Here is a 20,811-nt window from a genome sequence, read left to right as displayed (position 1 = left end):
CTAATTCTCAAAAATTGGCAGTAGGTCAAACGCTATCGTTAATCTGCGTTTGTCATTTTTTAACACATTTGTTCCATGCCACATATAGGATGGAAACAATACAACATGGCCCTGTTTTGGGGTTATTTCCACCTTCGCTTCAGATTTAACTCCCTGGAGATCCATTTTACCGAGGTGCAAGGCTCCTTCATTCCCTGTTAATTCAGGAACTTCCACATAATAAACGCCACTTATCCAACCTCGGCTGTGGTAGTGGCTTGTATGAAAGCCGTTGTCTTTCAAACATACAGACCAAGCACCAGAAAACTTAAATTCACTACCAGCAAATTTTCTTGTTGGATGTTCTTTGCTTTCAGGTAAGTTGGCGATATAAGTTTGTATGTGGGCTATTAGGCTAGATTTAAAGTCTTGTATAACAGCATTATCGAGGTTAAGAATGTTACCCAGAGTCTGTGTGCCCCCAACTACTGACTGACCAATAGGTGGAGCGCCTATCTCATGAATACCCATTAAAGTATCTGCTAGCTTGTCATTAGCATCAAACCCTTGGAGTGCAGAGCTATCGATTAATCCATCGAAGTCATTAAGCCCTACGTAATCAGTGGCGCCTGCCAGCTCTAATGCACTTGCGTGCAGACACCAATACCCTTGATCAAGAGCGTGCTCTTTTGTCAACTCTACTGTATCGTTTAATGCTTCAGAATAATTACCAACTGCGATATTGCACCTGGCTCGCCACATTCTCTCTGTTGCGCTGAACCCTTCGTTTGTATTCTCAAGGGCTAAGATTCCATTTTCATACTCACCTCTTTCGTAACAAAGCTGACACTCTATCAAGTGCCATGGACCAGAATGTTTGAACTTTGATTTCGCAATGTCCAAAACCTGCTCGGTAGTATTCCAATCTTTTGTATGAACTAGGAGGTTTAAAAAGCCAATGAAGTGTTCTTTTGATAGTTTATCTAATCCTATTTCATAATATTTGGCATAGGGAGCGTCATACCTATATTCGAGCTTCACCCTTGCTAATTCATTTGTCAAAACGGGGAGGGCACCGCAATACATTATCCCTTCTTCCAAGCAGGCAATAGCCCCTTTTACATTGCCTATTAAAAGGTGCGTGCCAGTAAGCTGAATATATGCATGATGACGCTTTCTATCTTTTTCTTTAGCTCTTTCAAAATACTGCAAAGCGTCACTGTATTGACCAATTTCCTTGGTATACAAGCCCAAGTTATATAAAGACACGTAATCAAGTGCACTAACTTTATCGAGATTGCTCAAAGTCTCTATAGCCTGTTGATACAGCCCACGTTTAGCATAAGTCTCAGCAAGTCCGATATAATTAGCAAGCCTTGAATAACCAGAGTTAATTACTGACGAAAAGTACTCAGTTGCGCTTTGATACTTACCACGCTTAATTAAGCTATAACCTAACTTATTAATTAGATTGTGGTTTCCTGAGCGCTTAATGACCCCAGAGACTACAGGAAAAACGGTATCGAATTGCGTGGCTTTTTGACAACAGTCGATTATTACCAGCAGGTAATTTTCCTGTTGTTGTAGATTACCCGGTAGTTTTTTAAAACAATCAATAACTTGCTCATATTTTTTGAGTCTTGTGTAGAGAAAAAATTCTCGATGGACAACATCCACACTATTTCCCAAAGAGCCTTGCTTTATATTATGTAAAGCAGCTAATGCATCTTTTAACTGACCCTGTTGAATTAGATAATCAACACTTCTGATATCTAGATTCATCTCAACTCTCCGACTATATAAAAAAGGCCGCTTATGCGGCCTTTTTAGATCTTTAGCAACTATTAGAATTTAACAGTTACGCGACCGTAGAAGAAACGACCTGTTGGGTCATACAAACTCGCATCGAAAGAGTTTGCGAACGCTTGTGTTGAGATTGGTGGAACTTTGTCGAACAAATTCTTAATACCAAATGTCAAACGAGTGTTCATATCTTCTAGCATATAGCTTGCCTGAATATCGTGATAAACAGTAGTGCCTAGTTTGTTTTCGTCATTGTCTAGGTCGCTACAAGCCCAAGTGTCAGTAGACACGTTTGAGATACCACAATCTTCGATTTGCTTACCAATTAACTGTAGGTTGTAGTTAAATGAGAAGTTATCAAGCATGTAAGTAACGTCGAAGTTTGACTTCCAGCGAGGGAAACCAGCATCACCTAGGTTACGGCCAGAGTAGTTTGAACTCGCAACACCCTGATCGTTAACTAAACGGTAAACATCAGTATATGTTGCATCAAGAACTGTTTTGAATGAACCGAAGCTAGTTTCGAAATCATACATGATATCGAAGTCAACACCATTTGTTTCGAGCTTACCAGAGTTCAGCAGTGGGTTGATGAACGTTACTGGAACACCACTTGGTGCACGTGTTAGTAACGAATCACAGTTTGGTGCAATTGGGTGATTCGCATCATCAGAATCTTTACCTGCATAGTTTGAACAAGTGTCTAGTACTTGTTGGAAACCAGCCGAAGTAATGACGTTTTCGATTTCAATGTCCCATACATCAACAGATAGGTTTAGACCTTCAACGAAGCTAGGTTCATAAACGATACCGTATGACAAGCTTTCTGATTCTTCTGGCTCTAGTGAGTCATTCGAACCTACTTGCGCTTCTAACTGTGTGTTAGGCTGAGTATATGCTGGTGGAACGTCAGCACAAGCGCCACCATTACATGGATCCGTTACTGATGGGAATGTTACAGATAAACCACCGAACAAATCACTGATTGAAGGAGCGCGGAAACCTGTTGAAGAGTTAGCACGAGCCATCAAATCATCGTTTACACGCCACGTTAGACCAACGCTGTACGATGTATTGTCACTTTCGAAACCGACTGAGTTTTCGATATCTGTATAACGGATAGCCGCTGATAGTTCTAAGCTTTCCATCATTGGTGCGTCAGCAACTAGAGGCGCGATTACCTCTAAGTGGTATGAAGACTCAGAGAAGGTACCTTCTGTAGGCTGAATCGAACCACCTGATGACTGACCGCTTTGGACTAGGTAGTCTGGAAGGTTGTAACCTTCTTCACGACGGTATTCGTAACCTGCTGCGATGCCTAAATCACCCGCTGGTAGTGATACAGGTGAACCTGAAATGTTCGCCGCATAGTTCCAAAGTTTGTTACCACCTTGGCTTGTTTCAGTTGTAGTGATGTAATCAAGCATTTCTGGAGTGATTGAGCCTTCGCCACCAAACAAGTTTAGAGGTACACAACTTGAGTCAGTATTACAATCTGCACTTAGAGCTTGAGCGATACGCACCATGTTCAGACGACCTTTGGTAGTTTGAACTGACGAGTTGTCACCGTAACCGAAGTGTACAGACCAATCCCAATCTACATCAGCGATGTTAATAAAACCGTCAAAACCTAAGTTGAACTTCCAAGTCTCAACTTTTTGTGAGAACTCACGCCCGCCGTTTTCGATCATTCGACGACCGATGAAACCACCGTTGTAGTAGCTCATGTGTTCTTCACCGAAAATATCGAAACCGAATGGGTTGTAGATGTTCTCAGCTGAAATGACCGTCGGGTTAAGCGCTTCTGCACCACCTGCCCAAGGACCAATGAAAAGAGGCATTGGAGCAAGGAACTGTGCTGATTCACGGTGGTTGTATAGTACATCTGTACTCATGCGTACATTGTCAGCTAGCTCATAACCACCAGTAGCGTATAGTGACCAACGATCCTGAGGTGTCAGAAGATAGTTCACTGGTGCGTAGTTGTAGCGAATATTGTTAGAAAATGGTGTGAAATCGCTGTCTGGATTAGCAGAGCCATCCGCGTTAAATGGGGTGTTAGGAACCGTACCATCTGTAGGGAAGCCTTGAGTTACTGAGTGGTTAACGAAACCACGGTAGTTGTCAGCAGATGTTCCGTCTACGAAAGAGAAACGGCCTTGCGGAGTACCTGAAGAACCTAAACGGTTACCGGTACCAAATTGTGGCACGTTTGAGATTTCACGGTCGCCGGCCCAGATTGGCTCTTGCTTGGTGTAAGAAACATTTAGCGCAACGTGACCTTTATCTGTTGCTGTACCTACAGTGAAGTCGTATTGCTCTTGAGCACCGTCACCTTCTGAGCTTTCACCCATGTATGCAGTCGCTTCAACACCTTCGAAATCTTTACGAGTAATGATGTTAACAACACCTGCTACTGCATCTGAACCGTATACGGCGCCAGCGCCGTCTTTAAGGACTTCGATGCGTTTGATAACAGTTGTTGGAATGGTATTTAGGTCAACTGAAGAGTCAGCACCTGTGCCTGAGTTAATCCAACGACGGCCGTTTACAAGAACTAGCACGCGGCTAGAACCTAAGTTACGTAAGTCGATACGAGTTGAACCGTCACCACCGTTGTTGAAGGTAGTATTAATTGCCGAACCTGCGATAGGAAGCGTTTGTAGGAAGTCACCTACAGAAGTAAGGCCTGTTGCCTCTAATGAAGCACGGTCAATAATTGCTACAGGTTGTGCTGTTTCAAGATCTGCACGTTTGATGCGTGAACCTGTTACTTCGATACGTTCTACTTCTTCTGCACCTTCTTCAGCCGCGATAGCGTTTGCTGACATACCAGCAGTTGAAGCAGCACCAAAAGCAAGCGCTAGACGCACTGATTTTGCGATTTTGCTGTTTAACATTGGATTCTCCCTGCGTCACGTTAATGTGACAGATTATTTTTTATTTTGATTACGCCTGTTGCGAAGTCTTATTTAAGTTCGCAGACAGAATTTAAACAGCGAAACAAACTCTGGTCAACAATAATTTAACTAAATTAGTCGTGTTATTTACCTTTTTGTAACAATTTGGGGTTTGGCGCTAAATGAGTTGTGAAAGATGTATTTTTACAAATTTTAAACTCTTCTTGTAAAGATTTAATTACGAGTTGGGAGATATTGCTATTAACTAATTTAAATGGAGGGAAACAGTGCATTTGATGAAGTTTCTAAAAATATTTACGAAAGTCGTAAATGTCTGCTTTGCTTAACTTATGTTATTGTTTTTATTTGTTTTTATTGCTTCTTATTGTGGTTTATTGTTTCTATGTTGTTGATTTTGATCGTTTCGTTGTTAATTTGATGTTGACCTGTGTTTCTCAAATTGTTTAGTATCTTCCCAAGAAATGTATGTTGTTACATTTTCTAATTAGTTGTTCACAACAATAAATAATTAGTCACATCTAAATGTGACCCAGGGAGAATCCAATGTTAAACAGCAAAATCGCAAAATCAGTGCGTTTAGCACTAGTTTTTGGTGCTGCTTCGACTGCTGGTATGTCAGCAAACGCTATCGCGGCTGAAGAAGGTGCAGAAGAAGTAGAACGTATTGAAGTAACAGGTTCACGCATCAAGCGTACAGACATGGCTGGTGACCTTCCGGTTACAGTTATCGACCGTCAAGCAATCGAACTTAGCGGTGAGGCTTCAGCAGCTGACTTGCTACGTAACACAACAGTGAATAGTCTAGGTTCATTCCGTCCTCAATCTGGTAGTTCAGCACAGGGTGTGTCTTCAGTGAGCCTTCGCGGTCTAGGTTCAGACCGTACACTAGTTCTAGTTGATGGTCGTCGTTTACCTAAATCAACTCTAACTGGTTCAAGCCAAGACTTGAACTCTATCCCAGTAGCAGCTATCGAGCGTGTTGAAATTCTTACTGATGGCGCATCTGCACTATATGGTTCTGATGCTATCGGTGGTGTAATCAACGTTATCACTCGTAAAGATTTCAATGGCGCGGAAGTTCAACTAGGTGGTGCTACTATTGAACATGAAGGCGGCGACCGTGAAAATGGTTCAGTTGTCTTTGGTGCTTCTTCTGACAATGCGTCAGTGCTAGCAGGTGCTTCTTGGAGCGGTCGTGACATCGTCTTTGCACGCGACTTCCCTTGGTATTCACCAGGTGGTTCAGTATATTCAAATAACTTCACAACATTCTCAGTTGTAGAAGGTGAAAAGTCTTCAAACTTTGATTTCTTCTCTCCAGAAGCGACATGTGAAGGCGTAGGCAATGAAAACTTCTACCGCATCGGTGCTCGTTGTGGCTTTAACTTCGCATCAGTATCTGCGGACGAAGCGTCAATTAAAAACCGTTCTGCATTCGTGAAGGCACGTTTTGAAATCAATGATAACTGGAACTTGTATTCAAATATCAATATTTCACAAACAAAGTCATTTGGTCGCTATGCACCATCTCTTGACACTACAGCTTTCGACTCAACCATGCAGATTGATGCCGACAGCCCGAACAACCCAACTAACCCAGATAGCCCATTGTACGATGCATCTTTAGGTCTAGAGCAACAGCCTCTTGACTTCTGGCACCGTTTTGCGGCTCTTGGTAACCGTGATAACAGCTTCACAAGTGAGCTAAAAGACATCGTTGTTGGTTCTGAAGGTTACATCGGTAACGTGTTTGTTGATTTCGGTGCTCGTAAGACACTAAATGAAAGTAACAACATCGGTTCTGGTTATGTTCTTCGCGGCGTAGCACGTCAGTACATCAACGACGGCACGTATGACCTATCTGATCCATACGGCGCTTCTGATGCTGTTCGTAAAGCAATGACTGTAACAACTTCTCGTGTTGGTAAGTTTAACCAAGAAGAAGTTTACGCAAATGCTTCATTCGACGTGATGGAAACGTCTGCTGGTATGATTCAAGGTTTCGTTGGCTTTGAATATCGTACAGAAGATTATGCGGATAACTACGATTCACTATCTGAAGCAGGCCAAGTAGGTGGTTCTTCTGGTAGTTCGGCAGCGGGTGACCGCTCAGTTCGCTCTGCGTTCTTCGAAGCACTAGTACCTCTAGCTGACACTTTTGAGCTTAACATTGCTGGTCGTTACGATGACTACTCTGACTACGGTAGTGATTTCTCTCCAAAAGTATCTGTACGCTACGACGGTGTTGAAGATCTAGTTCTTCGTGCATCTTGGGGTGAAGGTTTCCGTGCTCCATCACTACCTGACCTTACACAACAGCCAGCAGAATCTGCTGACTCGGTAAGTGATGATCTTCACTGTGCGGCAATTGGTGAAGCGGCGGGTTGTAGCTCACAAATCAATGCGGTTGTTATCTCTAACCCAGATCTACAATCAGAGAAATCAGAATCAATCTCACTAGGTGCTGTATACACGCTTAACGATAACTTTGATTTCGAAATTGACTACTACGATATTGAAGTAACTGACCGTATCCGTGCGTTCAGCTCTCAAACTATCATCGATGCAACACTACGTGGCGATGCTCTACCTCCTGCGTTCACTGTGAAACGTGCTCCTAATGGTGCGATTTCTGAAGTGGTACGTGGTTTTGGTAACGATGGTTCACTAGAAACTAGTGGTATCGACTTCAAAGCGTCAGCTCGATTTGACTTCGGTGATGCTGGCTCGTTACGCTCTAACCTATCTTACAGCTGGATCAAAGATTACAGCACAGATGGTGGCCGTAGCTTCGTTAAAGACCCAGGTGTACCAGAGTATCGTGCAACATTAGCAACTTCATACTCAATCGCTGATTTCGACATCGCTTGGAACATGAACGTTATCGGTTCTCAGTATGAAGATATCAATGACGGTCAAGGCGAAGGTCATATCCCTTCATGGGTAACTCATGACCTACAAGTTGGCTATAATGCACCTTGGAACGGCAAGTTCACTCTTGGTTCACAAAACGCATTTGGTAAAGAGCCGCCTTTATTCGCATTCGGTGGCCGCGATTACAACTTCAACCTATATAACGGTTTTGGTCGAATCGTATACTTCAACTACAAGCAAACTTTCTAATATAACTTGTAGACTAATCTAAGCGGCCATTGGCCGCTTTTTTTTGGAGCAAATTTTATGAAGCACTGGCAAAGCTTTTGGCAACAGACGAGTATGGTTTCGAGTTTCGGCCGTGAAGGTCAGCGTTATGGCTATCCGGAGACTATCGAGCGCTTTTGGCGACGCGTAGCAGTAAACTTCAATAACGAAGATTCTGTTCTTGATATTGCTTGTGGTAAGGGAGCTCTGGCGTTATTGATCGCAAACGAATGTGCGCAAACGCCACGTGCACTGGATATTCATGCAACAGATATAGTTGAAATTGATTTGTCAGATGTGGGTAATGCTTTCGAGGAGTTTGAGTCTATAACATGGACTTTGGGTTATAGTTTAGACGCGCTTCCATATGAAAAAATGGCATTTAACCATCTTGTAAGTCAATTTGGCGTCGAATATGCGGGATTTGACGAGAGCTTAGTGGGAAAGTTACTTGAGCTTGTAAAGCCAAACGGGACTATTAATTTTCTTGTGCACTCAAAAGACTCCGCAATTAGCGTTGATTCGGCATCTGGGATTAGAGCGATTGAGGCTGTGTTTAATTCAGGACTGTTTTTATGGCTTTATCAAAGGTTCTGTGAAAACGCTGCATCGCAACAGATCTATGATTATTTAGACGCAACCTTTAACAGCATAAGTAGCGAACTTGCAGGAAACTCTTGGTTAGAAGACATTAAAAAGAGTTTTATGAACTTGGTTGACGCTCAAAAGCAGAATCAAGTGTTGTTATTAGATAAATTAGCGTCAAATCTTGAGCAAACGGTAAGTAGATTACATCAACAAATAAAAGTGGCATTAAACACTGAAGAATTGAAGGTATTACTTGGCAATTTCATTAATACACATTTTGAAGTGACCCCAGTGGAAGTCGATGGCGCTCGATTTGGTATACATATTTATATCAAAAAGCTTTAGGGCCAAATGAAATACAAGTTTGTGGGAGAACTTGTTTGCTTATTGAGGGTATCCTTGGTTTCTAAAAGGAAAAATCCAATCTCAACTCAATGAATAGTCGCTAGAAACTATCTACAACTGCTTAAAAAAAGGCTGAGCTGAGTGCGGTTTTTATCGAGAGTTCAATCACCAATAGAGCATCAAACACCAATAAATTTTAATTTGTTTGCTTTAATTCAAGTGAAAAATAGTAAACAACACTAACTTCAATAAAATTAACTTTTTATTTCCAAAATAGTACGCACGGCACACAGAGCGGGGGATAAGTAGTCTTATAATGTTAATTTTTTGTTTCAGTAGAGAAAACAAGACGAAAGCAAGGGAATTTGCGATAAACATCGAGTTGACAGCACTGGAACCTTTTAGCATTATTGGCAAGTTGGTATCACTAGAAAGATACCTAGGTTGGCTCACATCCTAGTGGGTTAATTAAAATTCAAAAAGTAACATTACTTAATTGGTTGGGAACTATGTCTGTTAAAATCAGAAAGAGTCTTGTAGCTTCTGCGTTGGTTGGCGCAGCTGCACTAGCAAGCAACAATGTGATGGCAGATCCTTTGAATGAATTGCACAAAGCTGGTGCAACTATTCAAACGGCTGCTGTTAAGTCTCAAACTAAAGTCGATAACATCTATGGTCAAACTATCGAGTTAATCGCTGATTACCGTTCGACAGTAGATGAAACTGAAATCATGAAGGTCTATAACGACCACGTTCAGCGTCTTGTTGACGACCAGAATGCTCAAATCGAGTCTCTAGAGCGTCAGATTGCTGGTATCGATAAAACTAAACAAAACGTTGTGCCTTTGATGTATCGCATGATCGATACGCTTGAGCAATTCATCAAAGCGGACGTTCCGTTTGACACTGAAGAGCGTCTTGAGCGTGTAGAAAACCTACGCGACATCATGACAAACGCGTCAATCACTACTTCTGAAAAGTTCCGTCAGGTACTTGAAGCGTACATGATTGAAAAAGACTACAGCACGACTATGGTTGCTAACACTGGTAGCCTAAACATCGACGGTCGTGATGTTAACGTTGACTTCGCGCGTCTTGGCCGTGTTGCATATGTTGCACAGTCTTTCGACCAGAAGAATGCTTGGTTGTGGAACAACAACACTAAGCAGTGGGAAGCGTTAGGTGACGAATTCTTGAAGCCTATCAAAGAAACTATCCGTATGGCGCGTAAGCAAGCGGCTCCGGATCTTGTTAAACTACCAATCTTCGGCGCGGAGTAATAGATAATGAAGAAACTATTTAAAGGTTTTGCTGTTGCAGCAGTACTTTCTGTTTCTGCTGGTGCTGCGCTAAATGCTCACGCAAACACTCAGGTTCTAGACCAGATCCTTGAACAAGTGAAGCAAGAGCGTATCTCTGAAGGCAAACTAAACAAGCAACGTGAGCAAGAGTTCCTTGCTGAGCGTGCAGATAAACAAGCATTACTTAACACTGCAAAGCGTGAACTAGCTGCTGAGAAAGCACGTGGTGACCGTCTTCAAAAAGAGTATGCTCAGAACGAAATCACACTAGCTGAAAAAGAAACTGCACTTGAAAATGCAAAAGGTACGCTAGGTGAGATGTTCGGTGTTGTACGTCGTGCAGCACAAGAAACAATTGGTTCAATCGAAGCGTCACTAGTAAGTGCTGAAAAGCCAGGACGTGCAGAGATCCTTCGTTCACTAGCGGCAGCGAAAGAGCTTCCAACTACACGTGAGCTAGAAGATCTTTGGATTGCACTTCAAACTGAAATGACAGAGTCTGCAAAGGTGTCAACATTTGACGCTGAAGTTGCTGAGCTAGACGGCGCTACTTCTACTAAGAAAGTAACTCGTATCGGTAACTTTAACCTTATCACAGACGACGGTTACCTAATCTACTCAGGTGACACGCAGTCAATTCAACCACTTGGTCGTCAGCCAGACGGTTACGTTCTAAACACAGCAAGTGATCTAATCAACACTTCTGCGGACGCGTACACTGGTTTCTATGTTGACCCTACTCGTGGTTCAATCCTTCGTCTAAACACACAGAAAGCGACTGTTGAAGAGCGTTTCCACCAAGGTGAAGAAGTTGGTTACATCATCGCTGTGCTTCTAATTGTTGGTTTCCTAATTGCGATTGTTCGTCTAGTTGACCTAACAATCACTGCAGGCAAAATCAAGAGCCAGCTTAAGAACACAAGCGCACCTTCAGAAGGTAACCCGCTTGGTCGTATCCTTAAAGTCTACCACGACAACAAGAATCAAGACGTTGAAAACCTTGAGCTTAAACTTGATGAAGCGATTCTTCGTGAAACGCCACGCATCGAGATGGGTATCAACATCATCAAGATTTTGGCAGCTATCGCACCACTACTAGGTCTTCTAGGTACAGTTGTTGGTATGATCAACACGTTCCAGCAGATCACTCTATTCGGTACTGGTGATCCTAAGATCATGGCTGGTTCAATCTCAATGGCTCTTGTAACTACCGCTCTAGGTCTAATTGCGGCACTTCCGCTAATCCTAGTTCACGCTGTTGTTGCGGGTAAAAGTAAATCAATCATCCACATTCTTGATGAGCAAAGTGCTGGTATCGTAGCTGCTCACGCGGAGAAGGAGAAAGCCTAATGCTAGTCCTGATGGAGATTTGGGAATCTATCAGGGATTTTGTTGGCACAGGCGGCCAGGTTTTATACGTGGTCGCGATAGCACTCTTCGTCATGTGGGTATTAATGATTGAGCGCTATTGGTTCCTACTTGCTGAATTTCCGAAAATGAAGAAGGGAATTGTAGCTAGGTGGGACGCCCGCCAAGACACTACGTCTTGGTTCGCACACAGAATCCGCGATGCATGGATTTCTGAAGCGTCTGAAAAATTAGATGAGCGCATGTTGTTGATTAAGACATTGGTAGCTGTATGTCCTTTGATTGGTCTACTAGGTACAGTAACGGGTATGATCGCGGTTTTCGAAACCATGGCTACTCAAGGTACAGGTAACCCTCGATTAATGGCATCAGGTATTTCAATGGCAACAATCCCAACAATGGCTGGAATGGTTGCGGCACTATCAGGTGTATTCTTTAGTACACGTCTAGAAGCACGTGCAAGAATGGCTAAAGAAAAGCTTATTGATAGCTTGCCTCATCACTAGAGAGAGATTTGACTATGGCACGTAAACAGCGTTTTCGTGAACAAGAAGAAGCAGCCGTCGATATGACGCCGATGCTCGACATCGTATTCATCATGCTTATCTTCTTTATCGTAACTACATCGTTCGTTAAAGAAGCTGGTATTGATGTAAACAAGCCAGAAGCAGCACAAGCGACTAAACAGAAGAATGCAAATATCTTCATCGCTATTCGCTCTAATGGTGAGATTTGGATGGACAAGCGTCAGGTAGATGCCGAGCGCGTTGCTGCTAACATCGAACGTCTATTAGCTGAACAACCAACTGAGGTGGTAATTATCCAAGCGGATAAAGAAGCCAAGCACGGTGTAGTTGTTAAGGTTATGGACCAAATTAAAGCTGCGGGTATCGATAAGATATCTATCGCTGGAGATAAGTAATGATTCGTTTTCTGTTTTCACTGATTGCAGGTGGGGCAGTTACTTTCGGCTTATTCTTTTTCATGGCGTACCTCATCTCTTCTGGAGATGGGCGCGCCGCTGACGAGAAAGAGAAGATCGTTGTCGAAATTATGACGAATCCACCTGAATCCAAGGTGCAGCAGCGTAAGCGTGTTCCGCCTCCGCCGCCGCCACCGCCTAAGCAGCCGCCAAAGCCGCAGCCGCCACAGCCGGATACTAGCAATGCTAATCCTGGCGCATTAGGGTTCAACATGCCTAGTGTAAATGTGGGTGGTTCTGCCGGTGGTCTAAGTGGCCCAGGTGCATTTGGTCGAGATGGTGACGCGACACCTCTTGTTCGAATTGAACCTAAATACCCAGTGCAAGCTGCACGTGATGGTAAAGAAGGTTGGGTACAACTTTCATTCACTATCAATGAGCTTGGTGGAGTAGACGACGTTGAGGTAATCGATGCAGAGCCTAAACGTATCTTCGACCGCGAAGCAAAGCGCGCACTGCGTAAGTGGAAGTACAAGCCTAAAGTTGTGGATGGCAAGCCGGTTAAACAGCCTGGCATCACAGTTCAGCTTGACTTTAAACTGAACCAAGATCAGTAAGGAGAGTGTAGAGATGAAAAATCTATCTAAAGTTACTGCACTCGCTCTGCTTATTTCTTTGTCGGGCACAGTGGTCAGCACATCAGCTGTCGCTGCGCCTAACTACGAAGAGATTGAAAAGCGCAAGAACGCCAAAACAAAAGTAATGGGTGAGCGCGTCGGTAAAAAAGTGGTTAAAGCGTTTGAGCTTTATGAAGCTGAAGACATCGACGGCGCTATTGCGATTATGAAAGAGCTTGAACCATCAGATAAGTTCGACAAAGCGACAGTTGACCGCTATTTAGGTCAGCTTTATGCGCAGAAGGACAACTTTGATTTGGCAATCAAGCACATTCGTGATGCGATTAAACCTGATGTACTTAACTTTGGTGACCAAGAGCAGTCTATGAAGCTTCTAGGTGACTTGTTGGCGAATACCAAAAAGTACAAAGAAGCGAAACAGGCGTACATCAGTTGGATGGACTTCACAGGTGAAGAAGATGCAACAGTGTACACGCGTATTGCGCAAGCAAACTACGAGCTAGGTCTGTTCAAAGACGTTGTTGAGCCAGCTGAAAAGGCTATCCAGATTAATGCGAATAAAGAACCTCAGAAGGCTCCTTTCTCGCTACTCATGGGTGCTTACTACGAGACAAAAGATTTTCAGAACGTAGTTAAAGTTGGTGAGCGAATGGTTAAAAGTTGGCCTGAAGACAAGAAGTCTTGGACTAACTTAGGCCGCTTCTATATGCAGGTAGAAGACTATGCAAAAGGTCTTACTATCATGGATATCGCTTACGATAACGGTTACCTTGAATCAGAAACAGATTTTAAGGTTCTTGCACAGCTATATTCTTTTGTAGGTGTACCATACAAAGCCGGTTTCCATATGGAAAAGGCGATGAATGATGGTAAAGTTGAGCGTACTAAGCAAAACTTAACTGCAGTAGGTAGCTACTACCATAATGCGAAAAACATTAAGACGGCAGCTAAATACTACGAAGAAGCGGCTAAGTTTGACGACGATGCAGAGCTATATCGTAAGGCAGGCTCTTTACGTTTACAGGAGCAGCAGTTTGATAAAGCTGTAACTCTTTTAAACAAAGCGCTTGACCTAGGATCAGACAAAAAAGGGACGATTTACTCTGATTTAGCAGAAGCTTACCTTCAACAAGAGAAGTACAAGCAAGCCTATGCTGCTATTACAAAGGCAGCGGAAGACCCGAGCACGCGTAAGTTTGCTCGCAGTTGGAAAACATTTATTAAAGACAAAGCACAGCGTAATGGTGTAAGTCTTTAATAGCCAACTTTTTGGTCATGAAAAGCCCCGTAAGGGGCTTTTTTGTTGTCTCAAAAAGAGTAGGGTCTACAAGTTATATCCACTCGGCTAGTCGTTTATCCACTATGAATGATGCTTTGCAGATAAAATTGTCACTCGTTATAATCATCGCCCACGTCCTGCACTAATGGCCACTTTGAGAGCTCAATGACTAAATTTACTATTTCGCTATGCACTTTACTGCTTCTTTGCTCATGTTCTCAAGAGCCGCAATACCCTGCTGAGAAAGCGTTAGATGAGATAAAGGCCTTGAATGCTGTTCTAGTTGGGAATGCTAATACTGCTGAGGTATTTTGGCCCTATTCCGAACCTTATTTAAAAGCCCGCCATACTATTTACTCTCGCGTGAATATTGATTCATTGAATGATGCCCAGTTGCAAACGCTAAACTACCTAACTATCGAGGAGCGGTTTGTAAGAAGATATCAGCCTTGGCATTTGCTTTTTGACCTCTCCCCCTTATTAACAAGGCTAGGCGAACCACAGTGGCAATCAGAGCTCGCTAGTTGGCTTACTTTTGTCGAGTACAAGATGATGGAAGCGCAACGCAGTAAAATCTTTATTAATCAGATTGAGTTGGCGCATATAAACAATCAATTATCAGTATTGTCTGATTCACCTATGAGGAAGGAACTTACTTCATCGGTGCAATCACTACAAAAATATTTAGCAACGTATGTACCGCGAAATCAGCTTGGCTTATCTCAATTACCTAATGGGGGGGATTGGCTACAAACAAAACTAAATTATTACAGTAATGATGTGCACTCACCGATTCAGTGGTTAACCGCAATTCAGTCACAACTGAAGAGTTACGAGTCAGAGCTAGTGGCTGCTTTGCCTGAGCCTAGAACAAATGAATTGGCGAGTGATCTAGATTGGAGACAAGGTTTTGCTGATCTAAAAGGGTGGGCAAAATTACAGAATTTGAGCTCAGAGCAAAAGAAAATGGCGCTCATTTGGATGGAACTCGATCTCGGGGTTCATGCGCAAATGTGGGATGAAGAACTGGTTTTTAACCTGATGGCACAACGGGGTATTGCGCAGCCCATAGCGCAACAGCTGTTAGATAAGGTACTACGCAATCCTGGACAAAGTTTTATCTACGCATTTATTGTGCGCGAGATTTGAGCTGCGACTCGCAATGTTGGCAGCGTTGCACCGTAACATCGTGCTCTAGACGTGTGTCCTCTATAGGCTCCTCACAATCACTGCAAAAACCGAATAGTCCCAGATCAAACTGGCATTGAGTCGCTTCTAGTCGCTCAAGTTTATCAACAAGCTCTTTGTAGTTCGGGCCACTGTAGTCTCTAAGGTGTGCCACCCAATCTGATTCAGGGTGCTCATTTAGAAGCGCGAACAACTTATTGTCATGAACAACGTTAGAGTAACGTAATCGATTTAATAACTCTTCTCGAACCTGTGCGAGCTGCAGCGCCACTTGTTCTTCAAAGTCCAGAGTCTCAGTACTCATATTGTAATCCAATCAAACTCACTTACCTATATTGTGGCGGTGATCGCATGCTTATGACATGACCATGATCAATTAAAGGTCATAAATTTGCAGTTGATGTGCTAGCGCGTGTTGACCGTTGGAGGTAAGAATTTTGTTCAAACCAAAGGTTTTCAACGCTAGGAATGGGTTATTTTGCACGGTCAACTCAGCTTATGACCATTAACAACGTAGTGCACCCCTTTGATTGAACCCTTTGAGAAGCATCACTAGGCTATTTTCATTGGGTTATCGCGTAAATTGCCGAGAGTCACACAGCGATGCGGGCTTTGTCTTGTTAACACACCTCAATGACTGGCGTAAAAATAAACAATAAAGATAAACAGGCCTTAGTTAGGGCTTTGTTCGGCATGCTGCTGCAAGACGCTAAGTACCTCATCTTTGTCATGAAGGCGGCGAATATCATCAAACAATGCGTTAGCCTGCGTATAGGTGCGCTTTAAATAGCCTAACCACTGTTTAGTGCGATTAGCAAAATAGCGTTTAGACATCATTTCATCATCGTGCATGGAGGAGTGAACGATGTGATAGAGAATATCTTGCCACGACAGTTTGATATGCTCCCGTGAATTATCAGATGCCTTTATCCACGCGGCTAGGTCAGGCATAGCTAAGGCGCCTCGACCAAGCATAATATGCTTACAGCCACTTTGCGTTCGCGCATTGATAGCGTCATCCAAGTCCCATATTTCTCCATTAGCGACAATTTCAATGGGTGCATTTTTTGCCACAAGAGGGGCTATTTTGTCCCAGTAGGCAGGGGGACGATACCCATCCTTTTTGGTACGAGCATGAATAGCGATACTGTTTGCTTTTGCTTGAACTACGGCGTCAAAGATTTCTTCGCTACGCGTGCTATCATCAAAACCCAAGCGTACTTTTGCACTGACGATGTGTGACTCGTCTACCGCGTCTCTAACTGCTTTTACAATATGATAGATTTGCTCTGGCTCTTTGAGTAAGACTGCACCGCCTTTACTTTTATTCACGGTCTTGGCAGGGCAGCCAAAGTTTAAGTCCACCCCATGCGAGCCCAGAGCAACGGCTTTTACGGCATTTTCTGCGAGGTATTGCGGATGTTGTCCTAACAGTTGAATTCTGACGGGAGTCCCTGAGCGAGTGTATCCGTTATTCAATAATTCTGGACAATAGCGCATAAAAACACGCCTAGGTAGACGCTGTTCCACTACGCGTACAAATTCGGTAACACATAGGTTAAAACCACCAATGTCAGTGAGTAGTTGGCGCATTTTAAAGTCCACAACACCTTCCATGGGGGCTAAAACTAATTTCATATTTGACCTATTGCAATCTCGGGGCGGCGTATTCTAACCTGAACCAAGGTATTGATAAAATAACATTATCAGGTCATATTTAGGTCAGTGATCTTTTTTATGGAAAAAATTCCAATAGCAGTGAAAGGATTTCTTCATGTGCAAGGTCTCCTTGTTTTGAAAGCTACTAACACAGAGAGCAAAAAATGAATACATTGAAAAAAAATTCGATCGCGTTAACCCTTGGTGCAGTTGTAGTAAGCGGCGCATCGTTAACTTCTACTGACGTACAAGCAAATCCATTTGCAATGCAAGACATGGTAGCTGGTTACCAGCTAGATGCCGGTGAAGGCAAATGCGGTGAAGGCAAGTGCGGCGAAGGCAAAAAAGCCGAGAAAGAAGGCAAATGTGGTGAAGGCAAGTGCGGCGAAGCCAAAAAAGCGGAAAAAGAAGGCAAGTGTGGCGAAGGCAAATGCGGTGAAGGTAAATGCGGCGAAGCCAAAAAAGCGCACAAAGAAGGTAAGTGTGGTGAAGGTAAATGTGGCGAAGCCAAAAAAGCGCACAAAGAAGGTAAGTGTGGCGAAGGCAAATGTGGTGAAGCCAAAAAAGCACACAAAGAAGGCAAGTGTGGCGAAGGTAAATGTGGCGAAGGCAAAAAAGCTGAAAAAGAAGGCAAATGTGGCGGCCACAACGCTTAATTAACTGTTAATTAAGCCATCTAATACAAGCCGCCTGATGCGGCTTGTGTCTTTTAGGAGGTCTCTATGCAGGCAAATAAATACGACGTTGCAAATGTAGGCTTGGGATTACGCAGAGAAATGTTGCCAGATATGCTCAATCATATTCCTGAGCAAATAGGCTTTATGGAGGTTGCCCCTGAGAACTGGCTACCTTTTGGTGGCAAGCTGGCAAAGCAGTTTAAGGCGTTAAGTGAGCGACATCCCTTCGTATGCCACGGCTTGTCTTTGTCTATCGGTTCGCCCGATCCATTAGATATCGACTTTATTAAGGCGCTGAAGCAATTTTTTGATGAACATAATATTCGTATGTATAGCGAACATTTAAGCTACTGCTCCGCCGACGGACATATGTACGACCTCATGCCAATTCCTTTTACCCAAGAGTCGGTAAAGTATGTTGCTCAGAGAATACGCCAAGTTCAGGACATTCTGGAGCGCCCATTGATTATCGAAAACGTGTCTTATTACGCAGCCCCTGGCCAGCAAATGAGTGAGCTTGAGTTTACTCAAAATGTATTGGCGGAGGCAGATTGCCAACTTTTGCTTGATGTGAACAACATCTATGTCAATTCAGTTAATCATGGCTATGATGCGCACGCATTCTTGCAGGCATTGCCAACTGAGCGAATTGCCTACATGCATGTGGCGGGACACTACAACGAGGCCCAAGATTTAATCGTAGATACTCACGGCGCTGATGTGATAGATCCTGTATGGCAGCTGCTGACAAGTGCTTATGAACATCATGGTGTACATCCTACTTTGTTAGAGCGTGACTTTAATATTCCTCCGATGCATGAGCTGTTACGCGAGATAGATATGATTCACTCTCTACAGCGTCCTTTTTTAATTGAGCAGCAAAGAGCTTAGATTTTTATGCAGTTTAAAGACGTCCAGGCGCAATTTAGTGCTCACATACGAGACCCTGAAAATAATTCGCTTCCTGAAGGCATTGAAGATAGACGCATGAAAATTTATCGCGAGCTGTTTTTCAATAACGTAAATAGTTTTCTTGAAAGTGGCTTTCCCGTGTTACGCAGTATTTACGACGAGCAGGCATGGCTGGCGTTAGCACGTAAATTTTTTGCCCAACATCAGGCTGAGTCACCATATTTTGTGGATATATCAAAAGAGTTTGTGACATTTTTAGCGCAAGAGTATGAGCCAATACAGAGTGACCCTCCATTTTTACTCGAGTTGGCGCATTATGAATGGGTGGAGCTATGCGTTGCTACGGCAAAGTTAAACACACAGTTCAAGCCAGTTTTTAATGTTGAGAAAGAGTCACTTTATGTTAGCGATTGTGCGCAAGTCGTCTGTTATCACTACCCTGTGCAAACAATATCTGTAGATCATCAACCACAAAACCCGGATGAGACTCCCAGTTATATTTGTGTGTATCGTGATACACAAGAAGAAGTGCAATTCTTGGCGCTAAACGCAATGACCGCGCTGCTATTGGATAGCTTATCCCACCACTTAGGGACTGACTTTGAATCTTTGTGTTTGGTGTTGCAAAAGCAAGCGCCTCAGTTTGAATTGGCGCAAATTCAGCAGGGGGCAAGGCAAATTTTACAAGAATTGATAAAGCGCAGGATCGTGTTAACGCTGGATTGCTAGCCATTATTAGATTATTATGTGCGCCGTTTTTTGTCGTGTTTTAGAGGTAATTTACAATGGCACAAAAAGGTGACTTTAAAGACCCTTTCAACTTCAAGTACTTCGTAGCATTTATCGCGGTATTTGCAGGTATCGGTTGTCTTAACGCAATCTTAGGTTGGGCAACCGCTATTTCAGCGTAATCCCAAACTAAAAATAGGCCCCGATAAGGGGCTTTTTTGTATCTCACATACGTTACTCAAGCCTGAACTTGCTAACTAAACACTGACTCCTCAAGCACCATCGTTCTGTTATTGGCATCAAGCGTGACCATTGCGCCAACAGGCAAAATAAACTGGCGTTCAATGTGGCCGATCATCGCCCCAGTGTAAGCGGGGATACCGAGTGGTCGTATGTAATCATTGAATATTTCATCGAGACTTAGCGAGCCGTAGCCAGCACCAGGGTTACAGTCATTACAACCCCCAAATACGAAGCCTGCTATTTTATCAAGCGCTCCCATCAGTTTGAGTGTACTCATCATGCGATCAACGCGATAAGGTGCCTCACCAATGTCTTCTAAGAACAAAATCGCACCGTCAAAATCCGGTAAATACGCTGAGCCGGCTAATGCTGTTAGCACAGTCAGGTTGCCTCCTATTAGACGTCCTTTAGCCACACCCGGAGTGAGTGTTTGGGTAAAGTAATCACGATTGACTAATTCACCGTCTTGCTTGTCTAAATTTTGATAGCGCATGCGTTGTTGTTGCTCAAACAGGCGCTGAAATTGGTCTACATGGAAGCCATTCCAATCACTCGATGCATTAGGACCGTGGAAGCTTATCATGCCAGTTTGTGCCAATATGGCATTGTGTAGCGCCGTTATATCAGAATAGCCGAGCAGTGGTTTAGGATTGAGCTTGATGGTTTGATAGTTGAGCAGTGGCAATATGCGCGCTGCACCTGAGCCACCGCGTAAGCAGAAAATTGCATCGATGCTGGGGTCGGCAAAAAGGGTGTTTAAATCGTCGGCTCGTTGTTGATCTGTGCCCGCTAGGTGCCCCCTTCGCTGCATCACATTTTTGGCAACGTGTGCATTGTAACCGAGGGCCTCGATGATTTGCTTAGCTAGGACAATGTCTTTGTGGTGCGCGGTTGCTGAAGATGGACTTACAATGCCGATGGAGCCGCCTCTTGGCAGTGCTTTAGGCTTAATAATGTGTTGCTTTGATGTCATTGGCGACGTGCTCGAGTAGGCTGTGGAGTGTGCCAAAACACTCGCCCCCAACAATGAGCATGTTTTTAAAAAGGTCCGTTTATTCATATATCTATCTCACAAGCGGTATTCACTATCAGTAACGCAGTGAGGACAATATTTCAAA

General features: G+C 43.4%; 18 protein-coding genes. 13 read left to right on the top strand and 5 right to left on the bottom strand.

The window, feature by feature from the left end; translation table 11 throughout:
• Together AAEU32_RS00755 and AAEU32_RS00750 are read right to left on the bottom strand one after the other, a co-directional pair.
• Complete coding sequence (locus tag AAEU32_RS00755; RefSeq protein WP_421968635.1) at nucleotides 1-1,761, bottom strand: 2OG-Fe(II) oxygenase family protein; 1,761 nt, start codon at nucleotides 1,759-1,761, stop codon at nucleotides 1-3.
• A 62-nt stretch (nucleotides 1,762-1,823) separates the two neighbouring features.
• On the bottom strand, nucleotides 1,824-4,682 hold the full coding sequence (locus AAEU32_RS00750; RefSeq protein WP_421968634.1) for a TonB-dependent receptor domain-containing protein: 2,859 nt from the start codon (nucleotides 4,680-4,682) through the stop codon (nucleotides 1,824-1,826).
• A gap of 564 nt (nucleotides 4,683-5,246) precedes the next feature.
• Between AAEU32_RS00750 and AAEU32_RS00745 the strand changes: the two genes are divergently transcribed.
• The 9 genes from AAEU32_RS00745 (at nucleotide 5,247) to AAEU32_RS00705 (ending at nucleotide 15,434) form a co-directional block, all read left to right on the top strand.
• Entirely contained in the window at nucleotides 5,247-7,826 is a 2,580-nt protein-coding gene (locus AAEU32_RS00745) for a TonB-dependent receptor (RefSeq protein WP_421968633.1), read from the top strand.
• A 57-nt stretch (nucleotides 7,827-7,883) separates the two neighbouring features.
• Entirely contained in the window at nucleotides 7,884-8,777 is an 894-nt protein-coding gene (locus AAEU32_RS00740; RefSeq protein WP_421968632.1) for a class I SAM-dependent methyltransferase, read from the top strand.
• A gap of 509 nt (nucleotides 8,778-9,286) precedes the next feature.
• The gene (locus AAEU32_RS00735) at nucleotides 9,287-10,057 is read left to right on the top strand and encodes a DUF3450 domain-containing protein (protein ID WP_421968631.1); all 771 of its coding nucleotides are present in this window, start codon (nucleotides 9,287-9,289) and stop codon (nucleotides 10,055-10,057) included.
• A gap of 6 nt (nucleotides 10,058-10,063) precedes the next feature.
• Nucleotides 10,064-11,428 (top strand): MotA/TolQ/ExbB proton channel family protein, encoded by a 1,365-nt coding sequence (locus AAEU32_RS00730; protein WP_421968630.1) that lies wholly within the window; start codon nucleotides 10,064-10,066, stop codon nucleotides 11,426-11,428.
• Nucleotides 11,428-11,952 (top strand): MotA/TolQ/ExbB proton channel family protein, encoded by a 525-nt coding sequence (locus tag AAEU32_RS00725; RefSeq protein WP_421968629.1) that lies wholly within the window; start codon nucleotides 11,428-11,430, stop codon nucleotides 11,950-11,952. Before AAEU32_RS00730 ends, AAEU32_RS00725 begins: the two co-directional genes overlap by 1 nt.
• A gap of 14 nt (nucleotides 11,953-11,966) precedes the next feature.
• Nucleotides 11,967-12,368: an ExbD/TolR family protein gene (locus AAEU32_RS00720; RefSeq protein ID WP_421968628.1), complete on the top strand. Its 402-nt coding sequence runs from the start codon at nucleotides 11,967-11,969 to the stop codon at nucleotides 12,366-12,368.
• Nucleotides 12,368-12,985, top strand: a complete 618-nt coding sequence (locus AAEU32_RS00715) for an energy transducer TonB (protein ID WP_421968627.1) — start codon at nucleotides 12,368-12,370, stop codon at nucleotides 12,983-12,985. Before AAEU32_RS00720 ends, AAEU32_RS00715 begins: the two co-directional genes overlap by 1 nt.
• Before the next feature lie 13 nt (nucleotides 12,986-12,998).
• On the top strand, nucleotides 12,999-14,264 hold the full coding sequence (locus AAEU32_RS00710) for a tetratricopeptide repeat protein (protein ID WP_421968626.1): 1,266 nt from the start codon (nucleotides 12,999-13,001) through the stop codon (nucleotides 14,262-14,264).
• Between the two features lie 186 nt (nucleotides 14,265-14,450).
• Nucleotides 14,451-15,434, top strand: a complete 984-nt coding sequence (locus AAEU32_RS00705; protein WP_421968625.1) for a hypothetical protein — start codon at nucleotides 14,451-14,453, stop codon at nucleotides 15,432-15,434.
• On the opposite strand, the gene AAEU32_RS00700 is transcribed toward AAEU32_RS00705, so the two are convergent.
• On the bottom strand, nucleotides 15,415-15,777 hold the full coding sequence (locus AAEU32_RS00700; protein WP_421968624.1) for a TraR/DksA C4-type zinc finger protein: 363 nt from the start codon (nucleotides 15,775-15,777) through the stop codon (nucleotides 15,415-15,417). The two genes, AAEU32_RS00705 and AAEU32_RS00700, sit on opposite strands and share 20 nt — an antisense overlap.
• A 368-nt stretch (nucleotides 15,778-16,145) precedes the next feature.
• Nucleotides 16,146-17,111, bottom strand: coding sequence for a tRNA-dihydrouridine synthase (locus tag AAEU32_RS00695; RefSeq protein ID WP_421968623.1), 966 nt, complete (start codon nucleotides 17,109-17,111; stop codon nucleotides 16,146-16,148).
• A 185-nt stretch (nucleotides 17,112-17,296) separates the two neighbouring features.
• On the opposite strand from AAEU32_RS00695, the gene AAEU32_RS00690 reads away from it, so the two are divergent.
• The 4 genes from AAEU32_RS00690 to AAEU32_RS00675 all read left to right on the top strand — a co-directional run bounded on the left by AAEU32_RS00690 (nucleotide 17,297) and on the right by AAEU32_RS00675 (nucleotide 19,632).
• Complete coding sequence (locus tag AAEU32_RS00690) at nucleotides 17,297-17,788, top strand: HvfA family oxazolone/thioamide-modified RiPP metallophore (protein ID WP_421968622.1); 492 nt, start codon at nucleotides 17,297-17,299, stop codon at nucleotides 17,786-17,788.
• 66 nt (nucleotides 17,789-17,854) lie between these two features.
• Nucleotides 17,855-18,700, top strand: coding sequence for an HvfB family MNIO-type RiPP peptide maturase (locus AAEU32_RS00685; RefSeq protein WP_421968621.1), 846 nt, complete (start codon nucleotides 17,855-17,857; stop codon nucleotides 18,698-18,700).
• 6 nt (nucleotides 18,701-18,706) lie between these two features.
• Nucleotides 18,707-19,450 (top strand): HvfC family RiPP maturation protein, encoded by a 744-nt coding sequence (locus tag AAEU32_RS00680; protein ID WP_421968620.1) that lies wholly within the window; start codon nucleotides 18,707-18,709, stop codon nucleotides 19,448-19,450.
• A 56-nt stretch (nucleotides 19,451-19,506) separates the two neighbouring features.
• The gene (locus tag AAEU32_RS00675; RefSeq protein ID WP_421968619.1) at nucleotides 19,507-19,632 is read left to right on the top strand and encodes a hypothetical protein; all 126 of its coding nucleotides are present in this window, start codon (nucleotides 19,507-19,509) and stop codon (nucleotides 19,630-19,632) included.
• 71 nt (nucleotides 19,633-19,703) lie between these two features.
• On the opposite strand, the gene AAEU32_RS00670 is transcribed toward AAEU32_RS00675, so the two are convergent.
• Nucleotides 19,704-20,753, bottom strand: coding sequence for a S66 peptidase family protein (locus AAEU32_RS00670; protein WP_421968618.1), 1,050 nt, complete (start codon nucleotides 20,751-20,753; stop codon nucleotides 19,704-19,706).
• Nucleotides 20,754-20,811 lie beyond the last annotated feature (58 nt).

The sequence above is a fragment of the Pseudoalteromonas maris genome, from assembly GCF_049257235.1.
In the GTDB taxonomy this organism is placed as follows: Bacteria; Pseudomonadota; Gammaproteobacteria; order Enterobacterales; family Alteromonadaceae; genus Pseudoalteromonas.
This window is presented reverse-complemented; position numbering and strand designations above follow the sequence as displayed.

What these genes read in the sequence shown, in the direction of transcription:
- AAEU32_RS00705 (WP_421968625.1), top strand. Translation starts at nt 14,451, where the DNA reads ATGACTAAATTTACTATTTCGCTATGCACTTTACTGCTTCTTTGCTCA.
- AAEU32_RS00750 (WP_421968634.1), bottom strand. Translation starts at nt 4,682, where the DNA reads ATGTTAAACAGCAAAATCGCAAAATCAGTGCGTCTAGCGCTTGCTTTT.
- AAEU32_RS00740 (WP_421968632.1), top strand. Translation starts at nt 7,884, where the DNA reads ATGAAGCACTGGCAAAGCTTTTGGCAACAGACGAGTATGGTTTCGAGT.
- AAEU32_RS00695 (WP_421968623.1), bottom strand. Translation starts at nt 17,111, where the DNA reads ATGAAATTAGTTTTAGCCCCCATGGAAGGTGTTGTGGACTTTAAAATG.
- AAEU32_RS00715 (WP_421968627.1), top strand. Translation starts at nt 12,368, where the DNA reads ATGATTCGTTTTCTGTTTTCACTGATTGCAGGTGGGGCAGTTACTTTC.
- AAEU32_RS00725 (WP_421968629.1), top strand. Translation starts at nt 11,428, where the DNA reads ATGCTAGTCCTGATGGAGATTTGGGAATCTATCAGGGATTTTGTTGGC.
- AAEU32_RS00670 (WP_421968618.1), bottom strand. Translation starts at nt 20,753, where the DNA reads ATGAATAAACGGACCTTTTTAAAAACATGCTCATTGTTGGGGGCGAGT.
- AAEU32_RS00685 (WP_421968621.1), top strand. Translation starts at nt 17,855, where the DNA reads ATGCAGGCAAATAAATACGACGTTGCAAATGTAGGCTTGGGATTACGC.
- AAEU32_RS00755 (WP_421968635.1), bottom strand. Translation starts at nt 1,761, where the DNA reads ATGAATCTAGATATCAGAAGTGTTGATTATCTAATTCAACAGGGTCAG.
- AAEU32_RS00675 (WP_421968619.1), top strand. Translation starts at nt 19,507, where the DNA reads ATGGCACAAAAAGGTGACTTTAAAGACCCTTTCAACTTCAAGTACTTC.
- AAEU32_RS00720 (WP_421968628.1), top strand. Translation starts at nt 11,967, where the DNA reads ATGGCACGTAAACAGCGTTTTCGTGAACAAGAAGAAGCAGCCGTCGAT.
- AAEU32_RS00730 (WP_421968630.1), top strand. Translation starts at nt 10,064, where the DNA reads ATGAAGAAACTATTTAAAGGTTTTGCTGTTGCAGCAGTACTTTCTGTT.
- AAEU32_RS00745 (WP_421968633.1), top strand. Translation starts at nt 5,247, where the DNA reads ATGTTAAACAGCAAAATCGCAAAATCAGTGCGTTTAGCACTAGTTTTT.
- AAEU32_RS00680 (WP_421968620.1), top strand. Translation starts at nt 18,707, where the DNA reads ATGCAGTTTAAAGACGTCCAGGCGCAATTTAGTGCTCACATACGAGAC.
- AAEU32_RS00735 (WP_421968631.1), top strand. Translation starts at nt 9,287, where the DNA reads ATGTCTGTTAAAATCAGAAAGAGTCTTGTAGCTTCTGCGTTGGTTGGC.
- AAEU32_RS00700 (WP_421968624.1), bottom strand. Translation starts at nt 15,777, where the DNA reads ATGAGTACTGAGACTCTGGACTTTGAAGAACAAGTGGCGCTGCAGCTC.
- AAEU32_RS00710 (WP_421968626.1), top strand. Translation starts at nt 12,999, where the DNA reads ATGAAAAATCTATCTAAAGTTACTGCACTCGCTCTGCTTATTTCTTTG.
- AAEU32_RS00690 (WP_421968622.1), top strand. Translation starts at nt 17,297, where the DNA reads ATGAATACATTGAAAAAAAATTCGATCGCGTTAACCCTTGGTGCAGTT.